General features: G+C 40.2%; 20 protein-coding genes. All 20 read right to left on the bottom strand.

Annotated features, from left to right (window positions below; translation table 11 throughout):
* Positions 1-65 precede the first annotated feature (65 nt).
* The 20 genes from ACNJYY_RS09780 to infB all read right to left on the bottom strand — a co-directional run bounded on the left by ACNJYY_RS09780 (position 66) and on the right by infB (position 23,174).
* Positions 66-1,133, bottom strand: coding sequence for a BMP family lipoprotein (locus tag ACNJYY_RS09780; RefSeq protein WP_416731547.1), 1,068 nt, complete (start codon positions 1,131-1,133; stop codon positions 66-68).
* Positions 1,134-1,223: 90 nt separating this feature from the next.
* Positions 1,224-1,949: a GntR family transcriptional regulator gene (locus tag ACNJYY_RS09775; protein WP_416731546.1), complete on the bottom strand. Its 726-nt coding sequence runs from the start codon at positions 1,947-1,949 to the stop codon at positions 1,224-1,226.
* Positions 1,950-2,145: 196 nt separating this feature from the next.
* Positions 2,146-4,506 (bottom strand): DNA translocase FtsK, encoded by a 2,361-nt coding sequence (locus ACNJYY_RS09770; RefSeq protein ID WP_416731545.1) that lies wholly within the window; start codon positions 4,504-4,506, stop codon positions 2,146-2,148.
* A gap of 119 nt (positions 4,507-4,625) precedes the next feature.
* Positions 4,626-4,835: a YlzJ-like family protein gene (locus tag ACNJYY_RS09765; protein WP_416731544.1), complete on the bottom strand. Its 210-nt coding sequence runs from the start codon at positions 4,833-4,835 to the stop codon at positions 4,626-4,628.
* Complete coding sequence (locus tag ACNJYY_RS09760; protein WP_144700686.1) at positions 4,832-5,572, bottom strand: ClpP family protease; 741 nt, start codon at positions 5,570-5,572, stop codon at positions 4,832-4,834. The genes ACNJYY_RS09765 and ACNJYY_RS09760 overlap by 4 nt, the downstream gene beginning before the upstream one ends.
* A 93-nt stretch (positions 5,573-5,665) precedes the next feature.
* Positions 5,666-7,333 carry a ribonuclease J gene (locus tag ACNJYY_RS09755; RefSeq protein WP_144700688.1) on the bottom strand — a complete coding sequence of 556 codons (1,668 nt, stop codon included), beginning with the start codon at positions 7,331-7,333 and terminating at the stop codon, positions 5,666-5,668.
* A gap of 483 nt (positions 7,334-7,816) precedes the next feature.
* Positions 7,817-8,686, bottom strand: a complete 870-nt coding sequence (dapA, locus tag ACNJYY_RS09750; protein ID WP_416731543.1) for a 4-hydroxy-tetrahydrodipicolinate synthase — start codon at positions 8,684-8,686, stop codon at positions 7,817-7,819.
* Between the two features lie 12 nt (positions 8,687-8,698).
* On the bottom strand, positions 8,699-9,964 hold the full coding sequence (gene dapG, locus ACNJYY_RS09745; protein WP_191753585.1) for an aspartate kinase: 1,266 nt from the start codon (positions 9,962-9,964) through the stop codon (positions 8,699-8,701).
* 21 nt (positions 9,965-9,985) lie between these two features.
* On the bottom strand, positions 9,986-11,029 hold the full coding sequence (gene asd, locus ACNJYY_RS09740; protein ID WP_416731542.1) for an aspartate-semialdehyde dehydrogenase: 1,044 nt from the start codon (positions 11,027-11,029) through the stop codon (positions 9,986-9,988).
* Positions 11,030-11,181: 152 nt separating this feature from the next.
* Complete coding sequence (dpaB, locus tag ACNJYY_RS09735; RefSeq protein WP_416731541.1) at positions 11,182-11,775, bottom strand: dipicolinate synthase subunit B; 594 nt, start codon at positions 11,773-11,775, stop codon at positions 11,182-11,184.
* Positions 11,776-11,780: 5 nt separating this feature from the next.
* Positions 11,781-12,671, bottom strand: a complete 891-nt coding sequence (gene dpaA, locus ACNJYY_RS09730) for a dipicolinic acid synthetase subunit A (protein WP_416731540.1) — start codon at positions 12,669-12,671, stop codon at positions 11,781-11,783.
* A gap of 306 nt (positions 12,672-12,977) precedes the next feature.
* Complete coding sequence (locus ACNJYY_RS09725) at positions 12,978-14,219, bottom strand: M16 family metallopeptidase (protein WP_416731539.1); 1,242 nt, start codon at positions 14,217-14,219, stop codon at positions 12,978-12,980.
* Between the two features lie 78 nt (positions 14,220-14,297).
* A complete protein-coding gene (locus ACNJYY_RS09720; RefSeq protein WP_416731538.1) occupies positions 14,298-15,272 on the bottom strand; it encodes a polysaccharide deacetylase family protein in 975 nt (324 codons plus the stop codon).
* Between the two features lie 201 nt (positions 15,273-15,473).
* Positions 15,474-17,588, bottom strand: coding sequence for a polyribonucleotide nucleotidyltransferase (pnp, locus tag ACNJYY_RS09715; RefSeq protein ID WP_416731537.1), 2,115 nt, complete (start codon positions 17,586-17,588; stop codon positions 15,474-15,476).
* Positions 17,589-17,790: 202 nt separating this feature from the next.
* Positions 17,791-18,060, bottom strand: coding sequence for a 30S ribosomal protein S15 (gene rpsO, locus ACNJYY_RS09710; RefSeq protein WP_066240919.1), 270 nt, complete (start codon positions 18,058-18,060; stop codon positions 17,791-17,793).
* Positions 18,061-18,199: 139 nt separating this feature from the next.
* Positions 18,200-19,138, bottom strand: a complete 939-nt coding sequence (gene ribF, locus ACNJYY_RS09705) for a riboflavin biosynthesis protein RibF (RefSeq protein WP_416731536.1) — start codon at positions 19,136-19,138, stop codon at positions 18,200-18,202.
* Between the two features lie 24 nt (positions 19,139-19,162).
* Positions 19,163-20,080, bottom strand: a complete 918-nt coding sequence (truB, locus tag ACNJYY_RS09700) for a tRNA pseudouridine(55) synthase TruB (protein WP_416731535.1) — start codon at positions 20,078-20,080, stop codon at positions 19,163-19,165.
* Positions 20,081-20,162: 82 nt separating this feature from the next.
* On the bottom strand, positions 20,163-20,546 hold the full coding sequence (rbfA, locus tag ACNJYY_RS09695; RefSeq protein ID WP_066393771.1) for a 30S ribosome-binding factor RbfA: 384 nt from the start codon (positions 20,544-20,546) through the stop codon (positions 20,163-20,165).
* A gap of 31 nt (positions 20,547-20,577) precedes the next feature.
* Positions 20,578-20,856, bottom strand: coding sequence for a DUF503 domain-containing protein (locus ACNJYY_RS09690; protein ID WP_416731534.1), 279 nt, complete (start codon positions 20,854-20,856; stop codon positions 20,578-20,580).
* Entirely contained in the window at positions 20,853-23,174 is a 2,322-nt protein-coding gene (gene infB / locus ACNJYY_RS09685) for a translation initiation factor IF-2 (RefSeq protein ID WP_416731533.1), read from the bottom strand. Before infB ends, ACNJYY_RS09690 begins: the two co-directional genes overlap by 4 nt.
* Between the last annotated feature and the right edge of the window lie 5 nt (positions 23,175-23,179).

Genomic DNA, 23,179 nt, shown 5'->3' with positions numbered 1-23,179 from the left:
TATGCATAAGGAAGGACTTGGCTCATGCCAAGTCCTGGCCTATTATTCATTTCATTTCACTTGAATTATTTTAAGTTCTTCTTGAACTCTTCAAATTCAGCATCTGTCTTAGGAACTTTCACTTCGCCAGCGATGATTTTCTTTTTGAAATCTTCCACTGATTTAAGTGCATCCGGTTTAACGTTATCTTGAGTTGGTGCAATACCTACTCCGTCTTCTTTAAGACCGAATTCTACGATCTTTCCACCTGGGAATTTGCCGTTCATCGCTTGCTCAGAAACTTCATATACAGCTTGGTCTACACGTTTTACCATTGAAGTCAGTGTTACATCCTCAGGCATTCCTTCTTCGTGCTGATCACGGTCAACACCGATTACCCAAACATCTTCACCGTTTTTCTTACGGTTTTTCGCTTCAGTGAACACACCCATCCCTGTTCCACCAGCAGCATGATAGATTACGTCAGCTCCTTGTTGATAGAACGTGTTAGCGATCTGTTGTCCTTTTTCAGCTTTGTTGAAGTCTTCTGCATATTGAACCATTACTTCAGCTTTAGGGTTCGCTGTTAATACTCCAGCTTTAAATCCGTTTTCAAACTTCTTGATCAGTTCACTGTTTACACCACCAACGAATCCAACTTTGTTCGATTTAGATTGCATCCCAGCTACTAAACCTACTAAGAATGAACCTTCATGCTCAGAGAACGTAATATTCGCTACGTTATCACCTTTAACAACCATATCAACGATTGCAAGTTTTGCATCAGGCTGTTGCTTCGCTACTGTTTCTACGTCAGTTCCCATTAAGAATCCGATCCCGAAAACAACATCGTATTTTTGACGAATTAGTGAGTTTAGGTTAGGCTTGTAGTCACTTTGCGCTGTTGATTGCAAGTATTTGTACCCTTTGCTCTCTTCTAAACTATTATCTTTACCAAACTTTGTTAGACCTTCCCAAGCTGACTGGTTGAAAGACTTATCGTCTACACCGCCAGTATCTGTTACCATCGCTACTTTAAAGTCTTTTTTCTCTCCACCGCCAGATGACTTCCCGTCATCAGAAGATCCACATCCGGCAAGAATTGTACCGGCAGTTAACATTGCAGTTACCATTAATCCTAATTTCTTTTTCAAGTCATTTTCCCCCTGTAAGTGTTTTCATTTTAATGACTAAAACCAATGCTGCAAAATAAAGTACCGATCACCCCCTAAAAAAGACTTTAACTATAAGCGCTTTCTTAAAACAGAGAACATAAACTTATCAGATCTAAAATAGTTGCAAGAATATAATACAGGTTCATCAAATTGATCGTAGTGCATCTGTTTTAAGATGAGGAGTGGAACGCGTTCATCGCTTTCCAAAATTTCAGAAACTCTGTCGTGATATCCGATCGGTTCAATGTTTGTTACCGCATACATAACACGTCTACCTGTTTCTTTTTCCAACATCTCAAGGAATGACTCATAATCGTGCAAACCTTTTGCAGGGAAAAGGTGTGCTGGCATATGATCTTTACAAAAGACAACTGGTTCTCCATCTGCAGTACGGACACGTTCCATCATCATGAGTCCTTCAGGCAATGAATCATTAAACTTGCTGAGCAGTTCTTCTGTAACATCCGACATCTGCGACGTTAGGAAAATAGTCCCGGCTCGTTTGCCGCCTCTTTCTATCATATCGGTCACACTGTAGAGTTCTTCAATACCGGATGAGAACAAAGCACGAGTTCTTACAAAGGTACCAACCCCATGTTTTCGAATGAGCACGCTTTCATCTTCCAGTATACGAAGCGCTTCTCGCAGTGTAGCTCTTGAGATACCGAGCTGTTTTGATAGCTCAAATTCAGAAGGAAGTTTTTCTCCCTCTTTATAAATACCTTCTTCAATATCTTTTTTTAACTTTTCAATCACTTTTATATATAACAAGCGATGGTCAGCTTTAATTGACATTACAAAACCACCTTAACTAAGTTGTTCGACGTATGACAAATTATTAGTAGAATCGACATTACTATACCATTTTTAATTCTATAAATAAATACTATTTTTACAAATTTTTAATAGGTATTCTTTGGATTTTACATAAATTGAATATAATTCCAATAACAGATGAAAACGAGCCCTTATGAGCTCGTTTTCCTAAGACTTATGAACTAGAGGCTTCTTTTTCGTCCGGCATAGCAGAAATCAGCACTTCTCGTGGTTTCGATCCTTCATATGGTCCTACAATTCCTTTGGATTCCATCGAGTCGATCAACCTTGCTGCTCTCGAATAACCGATGCGGAACCTTCTTTGAAGCATTGAAACCGAAGCTGTCTGCATATCAACGACAAGTCTGACAGCATCTGTAAACAAGTCATCTTCCGATTCCATGACTGCTGGTTCTGCTTCTTCTGTAGGAATCATCTCTGCTTGATATTGAGCTCTTTGTTGCGAAACACAATGATCTACGATCGCCTCTACTTCTTCATCTGATAAGAACGCACCTTGAACGCGAACAGGTTTTGAAGCTCCTGAAGGGAAGAACAACATATCTCCTCTTCCTAAAAGCTTCTCTGCCCCTCCCATATCAAGTATCGTTCTTGAGTCCGTTTGTGAGGATACACTAAACGCGATTCTAGACGGGATATTCGCTTTAATAACACCTGTAATTACATCAACTGACGGGCGCTGGGTCGCAATAATTAAGTGGATCCCTGCTGCTCGAGCCATCTGAGCAAGACGGGTGATCGCATCCTCAACATCACCTGAGGCAACCATCATCAGATCAGCAAGTTCATCAACAATAACCACGATATAAGGTAAGAAAGGCTGTTTTGCTTCCCCTTTAGCGTTTTGTTTTCGAATGGATTCATTGTATCCTTCGATGTTTCGTGTACCGCTATGCGAGAATAGCTCATACCGGCGTTCCATCTCAGAGACAACCCGCTTTAATGCTTGAGCTGCTTTCTTTGGCTCGGTTACGACTGGTGCCAGAAGATGAGGTATCCCATTATACATATTTAATTCTACCATCTTCGGATCAATCATCATCATTTTCACTTCGTGTGGTTTAGCTCTCATCAGAATACTCGTAATAATGCCGTTTACACACACACTTTTACCGCTTCCGGTTGCTCCTGCAACAAGCAAGTGAGGCATCTTAGAAAGATCTGCGATGATCGGCTCACCTGAGATATCCCTGCCTAGACCAATCGCGAGTGGTGATTGTTGGCCAGAGAACTGCGGCGCCTCAAGGACTTCTCTTAATGTTACCATCGAGATCTCTTGATTCGGCACTTCGATTCCAACAGCTGATTTTCCTGGTATAGGCGCTTCGATCCGAATATCTTTTGCAGCTAAAGCGAGAGCCAAGTCATCTGATAGGTTCACGATCTTACTTACCTTAACACCCACATCTGGGTACACTTCGTATTTCGTAACGGCAGGACCAAGATGAACTTTAAGAACTTTTGCTTTAACTCCAAAACTCTCGAACGTTTTTTCAAGTTTTTTTGCGTTGCTTTTGCTAGCTGCATATTGCTTGTCTTTATGCTGTCCACTGTTTTGTGGCGTTCTGAGATGTTTCATTGTTGGAAGCTGATAATGTTCATTCTGGATCACTTCATCACCAAAATTAACAGGTAAAGGTGAGGGTGTCGGCTCATCTTCAGCTCTTTTAACATCCTTTACATCTTCTTTTTCTTCGCTCTCACCGTACATCTGAGGTGCAAATTTCAACTGAACGCCGCTCTCTGTTTGTTGAACTCTTTTTGTGAAGTCTTCGATTACTGGATCTTCAGAGATGATGATCTCTTCAGTGTCTTCTTCATCTTCAACAGTTGCCGGCTTTAAATTTTTCTTTTCTTTTACTTTTTTACTTCTTTCTTCAGAAAGTGCTGTCTTCTTTTCTTCTATGTATTCTTTTATTTTAGAAGTTGCTGAACTCGATGTGTCGACTAGTTTCTGAAGAAGAACTGATAATGATTTACCGGATATCAACAGAAGGCTTCCTATTATCAAAAAGAATATGACAAGTTTTGTTCCTCCAGCACCAAACAAAAAGTAAAAAAGAGCAAAACCGATAGCACCCACAAGGCCTCCACCAATATCTTTGGTTGAAGTTTCCCCTTGAAGCTGCATCCAATAAAGATCCCACGTGTTCCTTATGACCGACGCATCTTTCCATTCTCCACCGTTTGTTAAGTGTTCAAATAAAGTCAAGTGGCTCAATACTAAAAATGAAAAGAAAAGTATATAAACACCTGTTAATTTTTTGGATACCAAAACCGGCCAGCTTCTCTTCCATATCAAATAAAAGGATAATAAAATACAAGCAAGCAAGAGAATACCGTACCATTCTCCACTAAAGAATCGCAGTAGATGAACAAAAGCCATTCCTACATTGCCCATCTTAGCAAGTGCTAGAGAGGACAATGCCAAGATGGTAAGCCCTGCTATCTCGTATGTCAGCTGCTCTTTCCATCGGCCTTTATTCTTCGCTTTCTTTTTTTTGTTTTTTGCCATTTTTTTCACCTCACTAGCATGCAATATTATGTATGTATGAACAAAAATAGAAAGAAAAGCAGCCCTGCAAATCAGAAGGCTGCTTTAAGATAGTATAGCATAATTCTTAGATGACTTTTTTAAAAGTTTCGCAGCACCATTCCAGGTTGACAGTCTTCTAGTAAAAAATGAGAAGGGTCTGTGCTCATGATCTGAACGATTCTTTTCTCATCACCCATGCGTTCTACGAGGACAGGTATATTATTATAAAGTATTACATTCTGCGCCGACTGTTCGTTTCCTTCTTCCGGAAACATCAATTCAAAAGGCTGCATCGTATACCAGATCATTGTGTTAACCCTTTATCCTCGTCTTTTTTGTTCGCTTCGATCAACTCATTCAACTTCTTGATCGCTTGACCTACTCCGCCTACTTCGTTTATGAGTCCATCGCTTACTGCATCGGTTCCAATTACATTCGTACCAATATCTCGAGTCAGGTTCCCTTTAGAAAACATCAGTTCTTTAAACCGCTCTTCCGTGATCTCGGAATGACTCGTTACGAAAGAGATCACACGATCCTGCATCTTGTCTAAATACTCAAACGTTTGCGGCACCCCGATGACAAGACCTGTTAATCGAACCGGATGAATCGTCATAGTAGCCGTTGGTGCGATAAACGAATAATCAGCGCTGACCGCTATTGGAACTCCAATCGAATGTCCTCCTCCTAATACGAGGGATACACTAGGCTTTGAGAGGGAAGCAATCATCTCAGAGATAGCCAGTCCAGCTTCAACGTCTCCGCCAACTGTATTCAAAATCACAAGAAGTCCTTCAATCTTATGATTTTGTTCAATGGCAACCAATTGCGGAATCAAATGTTCGTATTTAGTTGCTTTGTTGTTAGGAGGTAGCTGCATATGACCTTCGATCTGTCCCACGATCGTCAAACAATGTATGCTCGATCCTTCCATTGTAGGTACGTTCGTTTGTCCTAACGACTGTATCTTCTGTATAAGACCCGAGCTATCATCTTTCTTAGGTGCATCCGTTTGTGGTGCTTCTGTTTCTGGTGTCTGATCCATAAATTCATACCCCTTCTAAGTTAGGTTCTTCTTAGTATGGGCGTTATTTCCATTCATATGATAAAAAAAATAAAAACCCGCTTTATCAGCGGGTTAAATTTCCATTATGATCGGCATGATCATTGGTCTTCTCTTCGTTTTTTCAAACAGATACTGACTTAATGTATCTCTTACGTTTGATTTGAGACTAGACCATTCTTTCATATTTTCGTTCATGCATTTTTCAAGAACGTCACGAACTTTCGTATTCGCTTCTTGTAAAAGAGCCTCACTTTCACGTACGTACACAAAGCCTCTCGAGATGATCTCAGGTCCTGAGATCAATTTATGAGAATCTTTACTGATCGTAACAACGACCACTAAGATACCATCTTGTGATAAAAGTTTACGGTCACGAAGCACGATGTTTCCGATATCTCCTACACCAAGACCATCTACTAATACGTTACCTGAAGGTACTTTTCCAGTTTTTTGAGCGAACCCATTAGCGAACTCTACCACTTCACCTTTATCCACGATAAAGATGTTGTCTTTTTCAACTCCAACTTCAATCGCCAATTTTTGATGCGCTTTTTGCATCTTGTATTCACCATGAACAGGCATAAAGTACTTTGGTCTCATCATACTGAGCATGAACTTAAGTTCTTCAGCACTACCATGTCCTGATACATGGACTTTTTTCTGACCAAAGATAACGTCTGCTCCTGTACGCATCAGTTTATCAACCATCTTAGCAACAGAAGTTTCATTGCCAGGTATCGGGGTAGCGGCAATTACAACTGTATCTGAAGGACGAAGAGCAATCTGTTTATGCGATTTTTGTGCCATTCTAGACAATGCTGCCATAGATTCGCCTTGGCTGCCTGTTGTTAAGATGACTACTTTTTCATCACTGTAATCGTTTGCTTGATCGATCGTTACTAATAGATCTTTTTCAATCGTTAAATATCCTAGCTGTGAAGCAATATCCACAACCTTTACCATACTTCTTCCGTTAACAGCGACTTTTCGGTTAGTTTTTGCAGCTGCGTTCATAACCTGCTGAACACGGTGGACGTTTGAAGCAAATGATGCAATGATTATTCTTCCTTTTGCCGCTTGGAATACATCAAGGATCTCTTGTCCAACTTGCGCTTCTGGACCTGTAGACCCTGGTCGTTCAGCATTCGTACTATCTGATAGCAGACACAGTACCCCTTCTTCAGCCAGGCTTGAGATCTTGCCAAATTCGGTATGCTGTCCATCGATCGGCGTATGGTCGATCTTGAAATCACCAGTGTTTGCAATAATTCCCTGTGACGTGTGAATTGCAATTCCTACTGCATCTGGAATACTGTGATTTACGTGGAAGAAACTTACCTTCGCACTGTTAAATGAAAGCTTCTGATTTGTTTCGATCATATTTAATTCTGTGGAACGCAAAAGTCCCGCTTCTTTTAATTTTGCTTCTACAAGTCCTAACGTCAAACGTGTTCCATATACGGGCACGGGTACTTGTCTTAAGACATATGGAAGTCCACCGATATGGTCTTCATGAGCATGAGTTAAAAAGATTCCAGTCACACGCTCCAGGTTTTCCTTCAGGTAAGTCACATCTGGAATAACGATATCGATCCCGAGCATTTCCTCTTGAGGAAACATCAGACCTGAGTCCATGACAAAAATTTCCTCACCTGTGTCCACTACATACATGTTTTTGCCGATCTCACCGACTCCGCCCAGGGCAAAAACTTTTATTTTATCTCTATTTTGTTTTGACAATGTGTATATTCCTCCTATGTTGTATGTAAAAAATCTATAATCCCGATCACGTCACTTAAAAACATTATACTCTATGAGAGGAATACAAAACAAGACTGAGCAAAGGACAAATAAAAATAAGGTTACAGCGGTTCCTAATGAATCTAGTTTGACTGAAATTTTTTGTTTGTAGAAACGCAAAGTTAAATAATTTCACGGTAATCCATTTTATTTTCACGGTAAATCAAAATATATTCACATATAGAGCCAATAATTTCACGGATAAAATGATTTAAACAATTTTCGACACGGTTACGCGCACCTTTTAAAAAACAAGCCCACGTCTACGTAAGACGCGGGCTTATGTTTTTTTATCCGTACGAGGATGGAGAGAACATCATCGTCTACAAATACAGCCATTAAATACTCATGAAAAAAGGGCTGCACATAAAAATCACATGCGAAGCCCTTTTTATACCGGCTAAAGAAAAACCAGACTACTTTTTATAAGCTGTTTAATCTGATAGAGAGTGCTTCTCTTTCAGATTGGTTTAAAGGCAGTAACGGCAATCTAACACCGCCGACATCTAGCCCTCTTACTTGTAGCGCTGTTTTTACTGGAGCAGGGCTCGGCGCTTTAAAGAGCTCTTGCATAACCGGAAGCAGCTTTCGATGAATACGCCCTGCTTCTTTATTTTCACCGTCTCTAAACGCCTTGATCATCGTCTGCATCTCGTTACCGATCACATGTGAAGCCACAGAAACGATTCCCGCACTTCCTACAGCTAAAGAAGGAAGGGTCAAACCATCATCACCACAGTAAACGACAAAATCGTCAGGCGTATTTTCAATCACTTCACTCATCGTATCTAAATTTCCGCCTGCATCTTTTAACGCAACAATGTTCGGCACTTCAGCTAGTCGAAGAACCGTATCAACAGAAAAAGTGATCACTGATCTTCCAGGTATATTATACGCCATGATCGGAAGGCTTACCGCACTCGCAATCGCCTTATAATGAGCGATAATCCCTTCCTGACTTGGTTTATTATAATACGGTGCTACGATCATAATGGCATCCACACCGATTTCTTCAGCCTTTTTTGAAAGATCGATGGATGCTTTCGTATTATTACTACCCGTACCTGCGATCACAGGAACTCTTCCATCGACCACTTTTACAACATGTTTAAAAAGTGCTATTTTTTCTTCTGTCGTTAATGTCGCTGATTCTCCGGTAGTCCCTGCTACTACAAGACTATCGGTTCCATTGTTGATCAGATGGTTAACCAGTTTCGTCGTTCTGCCAAAATCGATGTTCCCTTTGCTGTCAAAAGGCGTTACCATCGCGGTACTAATACTTCCGAAATTCATTTCCTTCACTCCTCAATACTCATTAAACTGCTGCTGTACAATTTCTTGTAAGTTCGCAGATATTCCTTCCTCATTCAAACGAAAAGCGGAATGAAGAGCATTCACTGATTCAATAAGGTCGGTTTTCTTTACGAGCACCCAAATTGTAGTATGTGAATCAGCAGATTGTAAGATTTGTATGTTTCTGCTAGACAGCGATTCTACGATAGCCGCCGTAACACCTGGAGTGCCTGCGATGCCTGCTCCAACTGCCGATACTTTTGCACAATCTCTGTTCACTTCAGGTTCATATCCTAGAGCCTTTAATTTTGCTAATGCCAAATCTGTCTTGTCTTCCATGATCGTATAGACGACCCCTTTAGGGCTTATGTTAATAAAGTCTACTGAAATTTGTTCTTGTGCCATGGCTTTGAACACTTTTGTGTGAAGATCATACTGACCATCGTTCGCATACACTTTAATTTGGGTAATGTTTGAAACATGTGCAATACCCGTAATGATCGACTCTTGAACATCTTTACCAGCAGGCCCTTTTATGGCTGATGTAACAAGCGTACCCGGAAGATCTGAATACGTTGATCGAATTCGTAACGGTATCTTAGCCTGCATGGCGATCTCTACAGCACGTGGATGAATGACCTTTGCTCCTTGATAAGCCATGTTGCAGATCTCTGCATAGGTTACGACAGATAGTGGTCTTGCATCTTTAACAAGTCTTGGATCAGCCGTCATGACCCCTTCAACATCTGTAAAAATATCGATAAACTCAGCTTCTAAAGCAGCACCTAATGCTGAAGCACTCGTGTCGCTTCCCCCTCTGCCAAGTGTTGCGATATCCCCAGATTTTGATTGTCCTTGAAAGCCGGCAACAACAACTACTTGATGGTTTTCAAGTTCTGATTTTATCCGATCAACTTTCATATCTATAATTCTTGCATTAGAAAAGTCATCATTTGTTCTGAACCCTGCTTGTGGACCTGTTAACGCAACAGAGGAAAGACCTGTTGTATTTAACAATCCAGAAAATACGACTGATGAAATAATTTCTCCGCAAGACAACAAAAGATCTTGTTCTCGATTAGAAATCTTGTTCTTATCTCCTACGAGGCTTAATAGAGTGTCTGTCGCATAAGGATCACCGAAACGTCCCATCGCTGAAACGACGCATACTACTTTATAGCCTTCTTCTACCGCATTTTTAATATGTCGAATTGCCTCAATGCGGCCTGTATCATCTTTTAAAGAAGTTCCCCCAAATTTTTGAACGATTATCTTCATGAATGCACCTTCTTTATATAATTAAAGCAGATTTAATTTAATCAAGCTCTCTGCGATTTGTACGGAGTTATATGCAGCCCCTTTTAGTAAGTTATCTGACACGACCCACATGTGATAGGCGTTATCACGGTCTAAGTCTTTACGTATTCTGCCAACATAAACGTCAGGCAGACCCGCTGCTAGAGCTGGCATAGGATAGATCTGATCTTCTGGCTGATCCTGAAGGGTGATACCAGGAGCTGTTTTAAGTAGTTCTCTTACTTCTTGAACGGATGGGTTACCATTTTCAAACTCTGCATATAAAGACTCTGAGTGTCCTGTCTCTACAGGTAATCGTACACAAGTTGCTGCGATCTCTAGATTTTCCAAATGCATGATTTTCTTAGTTTCGTTCATCATCTTAAGCTCTTCAAACGTATAGCCGTTCTCTTCAAATTTATCAATCTGTGGAACCGCATTAAATGCGATCTGATAGTGCTTTTTGTCTGAGGCGCAAGGCATGATAGAAGCCTCAAAAGATTCATCGTTCAAAATCGCTCTTGATTGTTCTTTCAGCTCTTCGACAGCTTTTGCTCCCGCTCCTGAAACTGCTTGGTAAGTAGAAACGATTACTTTTTTAAGACCGAACTTTTCATGTAGAGGCTGAAGGGCAACGACCATCTGAATCGTTGAGCAGTTCGGATTCGCGATGATTCCGTTATGTTTTAATAAGTCTCCTTCATTTACCTCAGGTACAACGAGTGGTACGTTCGGATCCATTCTGAATGCGCTCGTGTTGTCTACAACGATCGCACCTCTCTTCACCGCTTCGTGTGCAAGAGCTTTGGAAACAGAACCACCAGCAGAGAACAACGCTAGATCAACACCTTCAAAAGCTTCAGGAGTCGCTTCTTGAATCGTATGAGATTCTCCATTGAACGTGATGACCTGTCCTGCTGATCTTTTACTTGCAAGAAGAGATAACTTTTTTATTGGAAAGTTTTTTTCACTTAACGTATTTAACATCTGCTGGCCAACTGCGCCAGTCGCTCCTACTACAGCTACATGAAATGATTTTTGGCTCATACTTTATTAACTCCTTTATTGTTTAAGGTAAGCAATCTACAACAGAAGGAGAAACTCAAAGATTTAGTTTCTCCTAGTTAATCCATATAATTTATCATATTTTATCATAAACTTTGGTGTTATGAACGGATTTTCTTCTGTTGTTTGATCGATTACCCTAAATCTCTTACCCTGAGAACAGGCTGGAGCTGTTTCCCTTCAATCGCTAGCTCAATCGTTTCAATGAGTGTGTCCATATGAGCGACTAAGGAATTCTGCTTTTTGACTGGATCGTCTTGACTGAACGGAATGAAATAAATATTTTTAGTTGCCATCAACCTCATAATATTTACACCGTTCAATCCTAGACCGTCATTTGTAGATATTCCAAGAACGACCGGTTTTTGGTTACGAAGTGTTGCTTTTGCCCCCATTAATACAGGAGAATCTGTCATAGCATTAGCAAACTTGCTTATTGAATTTCCGGTCAACGGAGCAATGACCATACAATCAAGTGGTGTTTTTGGTCCAAAGGGTTCAGCTTTTACAATAGAATCTACTGGTTCGTTTCCCGTAATCTGTTTAATCTTTTCGACCCATTCCCCTTCTTCTCCAAAACGTGTAGACGTATGTCCTACAGTATGTGTGAAGAATGGCGAAACCTTCGCTCCGAGCTCTACAAGCTTTTGAATCTGTGGAAACACAGCATCGTATGTGCAGTGAGATCCTGTTAAACCAAACCCGATATGCTTACCTTTAAAATCCATGATAATTACCCCTTCCGCTTAAATTCATTGATTAAGAGCTGCGAAAGTACATTTGCAACAATCTTACCCGCTGTCTTAGGAGCGACGATCCCTGGCAATCCTGGTGCAAGAAGTGCTTTGATCCCGCGTTTTTCTGCATACCTGAAATCAGTGCCTCCTGGTTTTGAAGCCAGATCAACCACTAATGTATGTGAAGGAAACTTTGAGATCACATCTGCATTAACGATCTGCGTTGGAATGGTATTGATGCAAACATCTGTTTCATAGACTTCATTCTTTAAATCATCTAAATGAAATGGAATCATACCCATCTCCGTGATCCTCGCCATATGTTCAGATTTTCTCGCTCCTACTTTTACGCGCGCTCCTAATGCTTGGAATGTTCTTGCAACACTCATTCCTACACGGCCAAATCCTAGAACAACCGTATTTGATTGATGGATAGTGATATCTGTATGCTGGATGACCATCATGATCGTTCCTTCAACAGTAGGGATGCTGTTATAGATCGCAACATCATCTCTTTCAAACAATTTGGTTAGCTTTCTATTGCTGTTCTTTGTGATAGCATCTAGATAAGAGTTGCTGATACCCGAAAATACTTGGCAATGGTCTTTCGTCTGGTTAAGGTGCTCTTCTGTAAGAATCATTTTCTTATTTGAGAAAATAGTATCGATCTCCCCCTGCAGCCCTGTTCCGCTTACAGGCAGAATGATGCTGTCTAACTTTGAGAAATCCACTTCATCTATATCCATTTTTGAAGCTCCCGTAAATCCATGATCAAGTTGGTCATAACCGATTAGTGTAAGTATCGCATCCAGTTCTGTTAGTTTCCGAATAACTTCCAGCTGTCTCGCATCGCCGCCAAAAACTGCGATATGCAAATCCGTTAACATTCTTTCTCCCCTTTCTCCGTTGTTCCTTTTCTTGCAGGGGATAACTATCCACGTTCACCATCATATGAACACCCCGCCTATCTGGTTACAGAAAGACATTCTGCACAACGGTATAACTCATATTTAAAAGTCGTTTCAATTTCGCTAATTAACACGATCATAAGCTTTCAATCAACACCATTATATTCATGAGCAACTCCTATGTTTGGGGCATTCAGAAAACGGTAAGCCCATTTTTAAAGAAGATATCTCAAAACGCAAAAAAACCCGGATATATTCCGGGTTTCGTTGTAATGAGTAGATATGCTATTGAAGTCCTTTCGGAAGTTCACCTTGCGGACTCACTAGGGAAGCTGAACATCCTTCGCTGAAGATAGACTGAACTAGTGTGTTCACATCGTCTTTTGAAACGTTATCGATCGACTCGACCATATCATCAAGGGTACGGTGGTAACCTAAGATGAGCTCATGTTTTCCGTTTCGGCTCATTCTGCTGTTCGTGCTTTCAAGACTCAGCATCAAGTTTCCTTTTATCTGTTCTTTAGAGTTCTTCAATTCTTTGTCAGTAATTCCGTTCTCTTTTAAATCATCTACGATATTTAAAATCGTATTATACAATTCATCTAACTGATGTGGAGCCGTTCCTCCATAAATCGTAAAGATTCCATTATCCTGAAACGCTGAATGGTAAGAGAAAACAGAATACGCTAAACCTTTTTGCTCTCTTACTTCTTGAAACAAACGGCTCGACATGCTTGATCCAAAGATATTATTCAGAATGATCAAACTGTAGCTGCGTTTGTCTTTTAAAGAGAGTCCTGGGAACCCGAGACAAAGATGTGCTTGTTCTGTTTCTTTTTTACGAGATAGCTTCTCAGGATAAAATACGGGAGATTGAATTTCTGGTTTGATGACGCCACTTGTTTTATAATCACCGAACCATTTCTCAACTTCCTTTATGAACGATTCATCGACGTTTCCTGCAACAGAAATGACTACTTCTTCCGGAACATAATGAGTATCCATATAATCTCGAAGTGTATTCCCAGTAAATGTGTTCAGTGTTTCTTCTGTACCTAAAATAGGAAAACCGAGTTCATGATTTTGAAAACTAGCACGGCTTAACATATCATGAACAATATCATCAGGCGTATCTTCATACATTTTAATCTCTTCTAGCACAACATTCTTTTCTTTTAATAACTCTCCTTCATCAAAGGTAGAGTTGAAAAACATGTCTGCTAATACTTCAAGTGCATATGGTGAATGCGTATCTAAAACTTTTGCATAATAACATGTGTATTCTTTTGAAGTGAAAGCATTCACTTGTCCACCGATGCTATCAAAAGATTCAGCAATTTCTCTTGCAGTTCTCGTCTTAGTTCCTTTAAAGAACATGTGCTCGAGAAAATGCGAAATTCCGTTGTTTTTTGTGTTTTCAAATCTTGAGCCTGTGCCGATCCATACACCGATCGCAACAGAGCGTACTGTTGGAATGTTTTCCAAAACGATCCGCACGCCGTTTGAGCATGTATATCTTTTAATCAAACTTGTTTCCCCCTAGCTGTCAGTTGTTCCACAATAATCATAGGAACAATATACCATTATCATAACGCGTACACAACTTTACTTGATGGTTTTAGGTACTAATCTCTTTTCATCCATCAAGTCAGATACCGTTCCGATGCTGTAACCTTTTTCTTTTATTCCTTTGATGAGTTTATCAAGACCGGCAGAAGATGATTCTGTCGGGTGCATTAGGATCATCGCACCAGGATGTAATTTATTAAGAACCCTCGTTACCATCTCATCTGGATTTGGTTTTCTCCAATCGATCGTGTCAACGGTCCAAAGAATCGTTTTCATGTCCATCTCTGAAGCGATCTGTACAACGTCGTTTCGAAAGCTGCCACTTGGGGGAGCAAACCATTTTGGCTGTATGTCGAGCGTTGCATGTATCACTTCGTTCGTTTGTTTAAGTTCCTCGGTTATACGTGAATTGGTCATCTTTTTTAAATCCGGATGAGAGTATGCATGATTACCGATCTCATGTTTTTCTTCTGCGATCATTTTAGCGAGTGACGGGTTCTTCTTCACCCATGACCCATCTAGAAAATAAGTGGATTTCACATTATTCTTCTTCATCGTTTGGAGCATGCCAGGAAGGTACTCATTTCCCCATGCTACGTTCACTAAAAGTGTAACCATAGGTTTTTCAGGGTTACCTCTATAGATAGGTGATGCAGGAAGGTCTTCAAGATGAACACTTGGATTTATTTGCTTTATAACAAGTTTATTATGATCGAATTTATTCGCTTTCTTCATCGCTTTAAAGGATGCTTCCATATCAACAACAATGCCATTATAACCGGGAGTGGCTTTCCAGACTGGATCAATCTCCGCATTTTTAGGAGGACGATTTAACTCCTTCGCTTTTTCCTTGATCTGCTGATAGATTGAATTTGATTCCATTTGTGAAACGGCTGTGCTCTGAGCCTTTAAACTCTCAATATAGGTGCTTGTAAATGGATTATGCAACGAAAACGCTATCGAAGTGATAACCAGAACGACTAATGACCATCGAAGAATTTTATTTTTCACATGAACTCCCTCCCTGTAACCAAAGTATGTACGATTTGGACAGGTTAGAACGTTTATAAATATCTCATGAGCAAGTTCCTTATTGTAGCATTGACGATTTTGCAGCCAATCCATAAGCAAAGAACGAATAAAACAACAAAAAAAGACTGACCCATACGATACAATGTATCTGTATTTGGTACAGTCTTTTACTGTTTATTTTTAAACGTTTTGTTGCTGCTCGTTCTTTGCTTTTTCTTCTTTTAGTACAACTTTACGAGATAAGTTTACGCGACCTTGATTATCGATCTCCATAACTTTAACCATGATCTCGTCACCAAGTTTCACAACATCTTCAACTTTTCCTACACGTTCTTCAGCAAGTTCAGAGATGTGAACGAGTCCATCCTTACCGCTGAATAGTTCTATAAACGCACCAAACTTTTCAATACGTTTTACTTTGCCCATGTAGTACTCTCCAACTTGAACTTCACGAACAATATCTTCAATGATTTTCTTCGCTTTTTTGTTCATTGACTCGTCAGTTGAAGCGATGAAGACTGTTCCGTCTTGCTCGATATCAATCTTAACGCCAGTTTCTTCGATGATCTTATTGATGATCTTCCCGCTCGGCCCGATAACATCACGGATTTTATCTGGATTGATCTTCATCGTTAGGATCTTAGGAGCATATTGAGAAAGTTGTGTACGAGATTCTGAAAGTGTTGCAAGCATAGACTTCAGAATGATCATACGTCCTTCTTTTGCTTGAGTTAGAGCTTCTTGAAGGATTTCACGGTTAATTCCTGAGATTTTAATGTCCATCTGAAGAGCAGTGATTCCGTTTGGTGTACCTGCTACTTTAAAGTCCATATCTCCAAGATGATCTTCCATGCCTTGAATATCTGTTAGAACTGTTACATCTTCACCGTCAGAGATCAGACCCATAGCAATACCTGCAACAGGAGCTTTGATCGGAACACCAGCATCCATCAACGCAAGCGTACTTGCACAAATACTAGCTTGAGATGTAGAACCGTTGGATTCTAATACTTCTGAAACGAGACGAATCGTATATGGGAACTCTTCTTCGTTAGGAATCACTTGCTCTAAAGCTCGCTCACCTAATGCACCATGTCCGATTTCACGTCTGCCTGGTCCGCGCATAAACCCAGTTTCACCTACACTGAATGGAGGGAAATTATATTGGTGCATGAAACGTTTTGATTCTTCCACACCAAGACCATCAAGAACTTGGACATCGCCAAGAGCTCCTAACGTACAGATGCTGAGTGCTTGGGTTTGCCCACGTGTAAATAGACCTGAACCATGAGTTCTTGCTAAAATGCCTACCTTTGAAGAAAGTTGACGGATCTCATCTGTTTTTCTTCCGTCCGGACGAACTTTCTCCTTCAGGATCAAGCGTCTCACTTCTTCTTTGATGAGTTTATGTAAAACCTCTTTTGCTTCGCTGGCTTTATCTTCATCTTCTTCATAACGAGAAGCGACGTTTGCACTTACAGCGTCTAAAGCTTCTTGACGTGCATGCTTTTCAACAACCTTAACTGCTTCTTTAACATCGTTTCCAACAAATTCACGAACTTCTTGTTCAACATCTTTATCTAGCTCATGAAGAACGATCTCCATCTTTTCTTTACCGATTTCAGAAACAATCTCTTCTTGGAAAGCGATTAAGCGCTTGATCTCTTCATGACCGAACATGATCGCTTCAAGCATCACTTCTTCAGAAACTTCTTCTGCACCAGCTTCAACCATGTTGATGGCATGTTTTGTACCCGCAACAATTAATTGAATATCACTTTTTTCATTTTGCTCAACCGTTGGATTGATCACAAACTTGCCTTCGATCCGACCAACTGTTACTCCAGCGATCGGTCCTTCAAAAGGAATATCAGAAATAGACAACGCAAGTGATGATCCGATCATCGCAGCCATTTCTGAAGAACAGTTTTGATCCACACTCATTACTGTGCTGACAACTTGTACTTCATTACGGAAACCATCTGCGAATAGAGGACGAATAGGACGGTCGATCAAACGACTCGCTAATACAGCTTTTTCGCTTGGACGGCCTTCACGTTTAATAAATCCACCTGGAATTTTACCAACTGCATATAAACGCTCTTCGTAGTTTACTGTCAGCGGAAAGAAACTAAGGTTTTTAGGCTGTTTTGATGCAACAGCTGTTGAAAGTACTGCAGTATCGCCATATCTGACCATTACAGCACCGTTCGCTTGTTTTGCTAATTCTCCAATTTCGAACGTAAGCGTTCTACCCGCCCAGTCCATTGTAAAAGTTCTTTTTTGTTGATCCATTTTACTTGGTACTCCTCTCAACACTTAGAAAAATCCTATCATATTATGGTTCTATTATATCCTAACGTAGTCCTTCCTAAAAAGAAAAACTCGAAAGAATTTACTCATACATACCAAGAATAACATGTTTAGTGCCGTTTATGGATGAATGCTTGCAATAATTGCAATAAAAAAAGCGGGAAATATATCCCGCTTTGCTGGATTAACGACGTAATCCAAGTCTTCCGATCAATTCGCGGTAACGCGTGATGTCCTTGTTACGTAGGTACGTTAACAAGTTACGACGCTTACCAACCATTTTCAATAGACCACGACGTGAGTGGTGATCTTTCTTGTGTGTACGCAAGTGATCATTCAACTCATTGATTTGTTCAGTAAGGATAGCGATTTGAACTTCTGGAGATCCAGTGTCCGTATCATGTACCTTATACTCGCTGATTAGTTCGTTCTTACGCTCTTGAGTAATAGCCATCCTTTTCACCTCCTTAATAATAGAAACACCAATTACCGAGCAAACGTCGGTGACTCGATTTGCCAAGCAATGGTTATATGCACATTAAAATGTACAGTTATTATCATAGACTTTTTATAGAATAATTGCAAGTTTTTTATTACAGTGATTGTGTGATCTCATATGTTTTGCTTTTATCGGCATGAAGCTGTGCGATGAGCTCGTCTATTCCACTAAATTTCTTCTCATCACGAATTCTTTTCAACCAAGTGATCCGAACCTCTTTACCATATATTTCATGGTTGAAGTCAAAGATATGAACTTCGAGGGAAGGTTTTTTTTGATCATCCTTAAATGTAGGTTTATAGCCTACATTCGCCATCGCAAAATAGCTTTTTCCATCGACTGAAACTTCAACTGCATATACACCGACTTTTGGCAATGAATATTGGTCGGTTTCAAGATTCGCAGTCGGGAACCCAATCGTACGGCCACGCTTATCCCCATGAATCACTGTGCCGTTGAGCTTATATCTTCTCCCCAAGTAAGGCTCAATCTCATCGACAATACCTTCTTTAAGGCAGTTTCTAATCAGTGTGGAACTTATTTTGTGACCATCTTTTTCAATCTTTTCAATAACCGTTTGTCCAAATTGTCCATTAGATTCTTTTACTAACGTTTCAACGCTTCCTTTTCCATACTTTCCATATGAAAAATCAAATCCGGTAACAACATGGACTACATTCAAACCGATCACATACTGATCAACAAACTCCTGAGTATCTAGACTTGCAAAAACATGATCGAATTTTACTAAATAAAATCTCTCGACACCCATCTCCTCTAGAATCTTCTTCTTCTCTTCTAAAGGTGTGATGTATGTCCAATTTTGATCACTCTTACCTAATACAACAGACGGATGCGGGTGGAAGCTCATAACAGCAGAAATTGCGTTGTTCTTCTTAGCAAGCTCTACTGCTGTGTTGATCACACGCTGGTGTCCTACATGAATTCCGTCAAAATAACCTAGAGCTAAAAAAGTTGGTGGAAGGTTATCTTGTTGAAAATGATGCGGATGACTTATAACAATCGTTTCCAAAAACTCACCTACTAACTTCTTTCGTTAATCAATGGCTAACACTTTAACCGGTTTTATTAAACCTGGTTTTGAAGGATGGTTCTCATAAATGGCTAGACATTTTCCTTCTTCATTATAAACACCAAACGGGCTTTCTACCAAATCTTTTGGTGCTTCAAGCACAGATCCATTTTTTATTTTAAACAACAGCTCTTCTGAAACTGTCCATTTCGGAAAGTGCGAGATTCCTTTTTCAAGAGGAAACAGATAATCTTCTAAAGGCGTCTCACCGCTTTCAAGCTCTTCAAACGTCACACAGTCTTCGATTGTAAACGGCCCTGATGCTGTTCTGATCAAAGATGACATATGTGCCGGATATCCAAGTCTTTCACCGATCTCAACAGCAAGCGTCCTAACGTATGTACCTTTTGAACATCGTACGCGGAATGAGAATACAGGTTGTTCTTTGCTGAGCGTATCTAAGTTGTCGTCATTAATTAGCTGAAGCTCATGGATAGTTACATTACGTTTTGGCCGTTCAACAGTCAGTCCTTGCCTCGCATATTCATAAAGTTTTTTTCCGTTAACTTTAACCGCTGAATACATCGGAGGAACCTGTTCGATCTCTCCTTGCAAAGACTGTAGAATATCACTTATATCAGAAAATGAGATATCCTTTTCAACATGTTTTTCTTCTACTCTTTCACCGTGAGCATCTTCTGTCTCTGTAGAGAAACCTAAAGTGACCTCACCTATATATTCCTTGCCGTAGTCTGACATGTACTCTGCGATTTTCGTCGCTCTTCCAATACATATCGGAAGGACCCCTGTTACCTCGGGATCTAATGTACCTGTGTGACCGACTTTTTTTGTTGAAAAAATTCTTCTTATCTTAGCCACACAATCATGTGATGTCATACCAGCAGGTTTTTTCAATGCCAAAATTCCTTGTCTTGCACTCATAAAAGCTTCTCCTTTGATCGCATTATCTCTTTTTTACAAGCAAAAAATGGATAGACAAAATTAATTGCCTATCCATTTGCTATTATGGTTTCGGATGCTCTTCGTTTTCTTCGTCTTCTTCATCCTCACGTTTGATATCCGACAAAAGACTTTCGATCTTGCTTCCATAATTTAGAGATTCATCAAATTTAAAAAAGATGTCTGGTGTTTTACGCATACGGATTCGTTTTCCGATTTCCGTACGAATGAAACCTGTAGCTTTCGCTAAGCTTCGCAATGTTTGTTCCTTTTGATCGGCATCGCCAAACACAGAAACATAAACAGTAGCCTGCTGTAAATCACCTGTTACATCTACCGCCGTAACGGTCACAAAACCTACGCGGGGGTCTTTGATTTTTCGGCCTATAATGTCACTAAGCTCTTTTTTCATCTGTTCCCCAATACGATTGGAACGGATTGTGCCCATTTTTACTACACCCCGTTTCTTGCCACTTGCCTTACAGCCACTCGATGTTTGAACGTGTAACTTCCAACTCAGTAATAGATGTAATAATCGCAAGTGCTCTTTGCAATTCTTTTTCTGCTATTATTTTGTCCGAAGAAACGGTAACCATACTTATCTCGGCGCGCTGCCACAAATCTTGATGATCTGTTTCGGATACAGCCACGTTTAATCGTTGACGAAGCCTGTTTACCGCTTTTTGAACAACTGAACGTTTATCTTTTAACGACTGTGCTTCATAGATGATAAACTCAACCGTTAAGAACCCGATCATTTTACTTTAATTTCTTCCATGATATACGCTTCAATGATGTCGCCCTCTTTAATATCATTGAACTTTTCTAACGTGATCCCACATTCGTATCCAGCAGATACTTCCTTAGCATCGTCTTTAAAACGTTTAAGTGCATCGATCTTTCCTTCGTAAGATACAACACCATCACGAATCAAGCGGACTGTAGAATCTCTTGTGATCTTACCTTCAGTAACGTAACATCCTGCGATCGTACCCACTTTAGAAACTTTGAAAGTCGTACGTACTTCAACTTGCCCGATCACTTTTTCTTCAAATTCTGGGTCAAGCATCCCCTTCATCGCTGATTCGATCTCTTCGATTACGTTGTAGATGATTCTATGCAGACGAACATCGACTTTTTCAGCGTCAGCTGTACGTTTTGCACCATTATCAGGACGAACGTTGAAACCGATCACGATTGCGTTTGAAGCAGATGCAAGCATGATGTCATACTCATTGATCGCTCCAACACCTGAGTGGATGATTTTAACTTTAACGCCTTCAACGTCAATTTTTTGTAATGATCCTGCAAGCGCCTCAACAGAACCTTGAACATCACCTTTGATGATGACATTGATTTCTTTGATGTCACCTTCTTTAATCTGGTTAAAGAGGTCATCAAGGTTTAGTTTTGAAGATTCTTTACGCTGTGCATCTTGTTGTTTTTTGAAGCGAGACTCACCAACTTGACGAGCTTTTTTCTCGTCAGCGAAGACCATGAACTGGTCACCAGCTTGTGGTACATCGTTCAATCCAGTAATTTCAACTGGTGTTGAAGGTCCTACCGTTTTAACTCTGCGGCCAAGGTCGTTCACCATCGCACGAACACGACCGTATGTGTGTCCAACTACGATTGGATCACCAACATTTAACGTACCTGATTGAACGAGCAGAGTTGCTACAGATCCACGGCCTTTATCAAGCTGTGCTTCAATTACGGTTCCAATTGCAGTACGGTTTGGATTTGCTTTTAATTCTTCAACTTCTGAAACAAGGTTGATCATTTCAAGCAGGTCATCAATTCCGTCACCTTTAATCGCTGAAACGTTTACGAAGATCGTATCTCCACCCCAAGCTTCCGAAACAAGTCCGTGCTCCGTTAGTTCTTGCATGACTCGATCTGGGTTAGCAGATTCTTTATCCATCTTATTTACAGCCACGATGATTGGAACTTCCGCTGCTTTAGCATGGTTGATGGCCTCTACTGTCTGAGGCATTACACCGTCATCAGCAGCTACAACTAGAATCGTGATATCTGTTACTTGAGCTCCACGAGCACGCATCGTTGTAAACGCAGCATGTCCAGGAGTATCTAGGAACGTAATCTGTTTTCCGTTGTTCGTAATTTGATAAGCACCGATATGCTGAGTAATTCCACCAGCTTCGCCTGCAGTTACCTTTGTGTTACGAATCGCATCAAGAAGCGTTGTTTTACCATGGTCAACGTGACCCATGATCGTAACGACTGGCGGACGAACTTGAAGATCTTTTTCTTCATCTACGATTTCGTAGTTTTCAAATTCAGTCTCATCAACGATGATCTCTTCTTCTACTTCTACATCGTAGTCAGCTGCGATCAATTCGATCGCTTCTTTATCAAGCTCTTGATTGATCGTTGCCATAATTCCAAGACCCATTAACTTTTTAATGATCTCAGACGTATCCTTGTTCAGCTTTTTAGCTAATTCACCAACTTGAAGCGAATCAGTGAAAGTGATCTTGCTCGGCGTTTCAAGAACTTTCTTTTGCGGAGCTTGTTGCTGCTGGTTTCCGCCGCCTCTGTTTTGTTTGTTGCGATTGTTGTTGTTCTTGTTGTTGTTGTTTCTATTGTTGCTTTGGTTTCTGTTGTTATTATTCTTGTTGTTTGAATTATTGCTATTGCTCTTGTTTTGATTGTTGTTGCTATTTTTGTTTTGGTTATTGTTGCTAGTCTTGTTCTGATTACTTTGGCTGTTAGTATTCGTGGACTTTGGTCCTTTAGCTTGTGACGAGTTATTGTTCTCTTTTTTTATTTTCATATTACTCTCTTTTTGAACTTCCTTTTTATTAGATTTGGTGTCATTACCAGGGTTGCTATGTTTCACATCTGATTTAGGGAGTTGATTTTGATTCGTTGATTTTGGTTGATCTTTGTTGGTCTTTGGACGATAAGCCTCATCCAGCTTTTTAAGAGCTGCCTGATCAATCATAGACATATGATTCGCAACGTGGACATCCATCGTTTTAAGCTTTTCAATAATGTCTTTACTTTGAACATTTTTCTGTTTCGCATATTCGTATACGCGGATTTTACTCATATGTT

Origin of the sequence: Fictibacillus tiangongensis (genome assembly GCF_048083785.1) — a bacterium.
Taxonomy (GTDB): domain Bacteria; phylum Bacillota; class Bacilli; order Bacillales; family Fictibacillaceae; genus Fictibacillus.
This window is presented reverse-complemented; position numbering and strand designations above follow the sequence as displayed.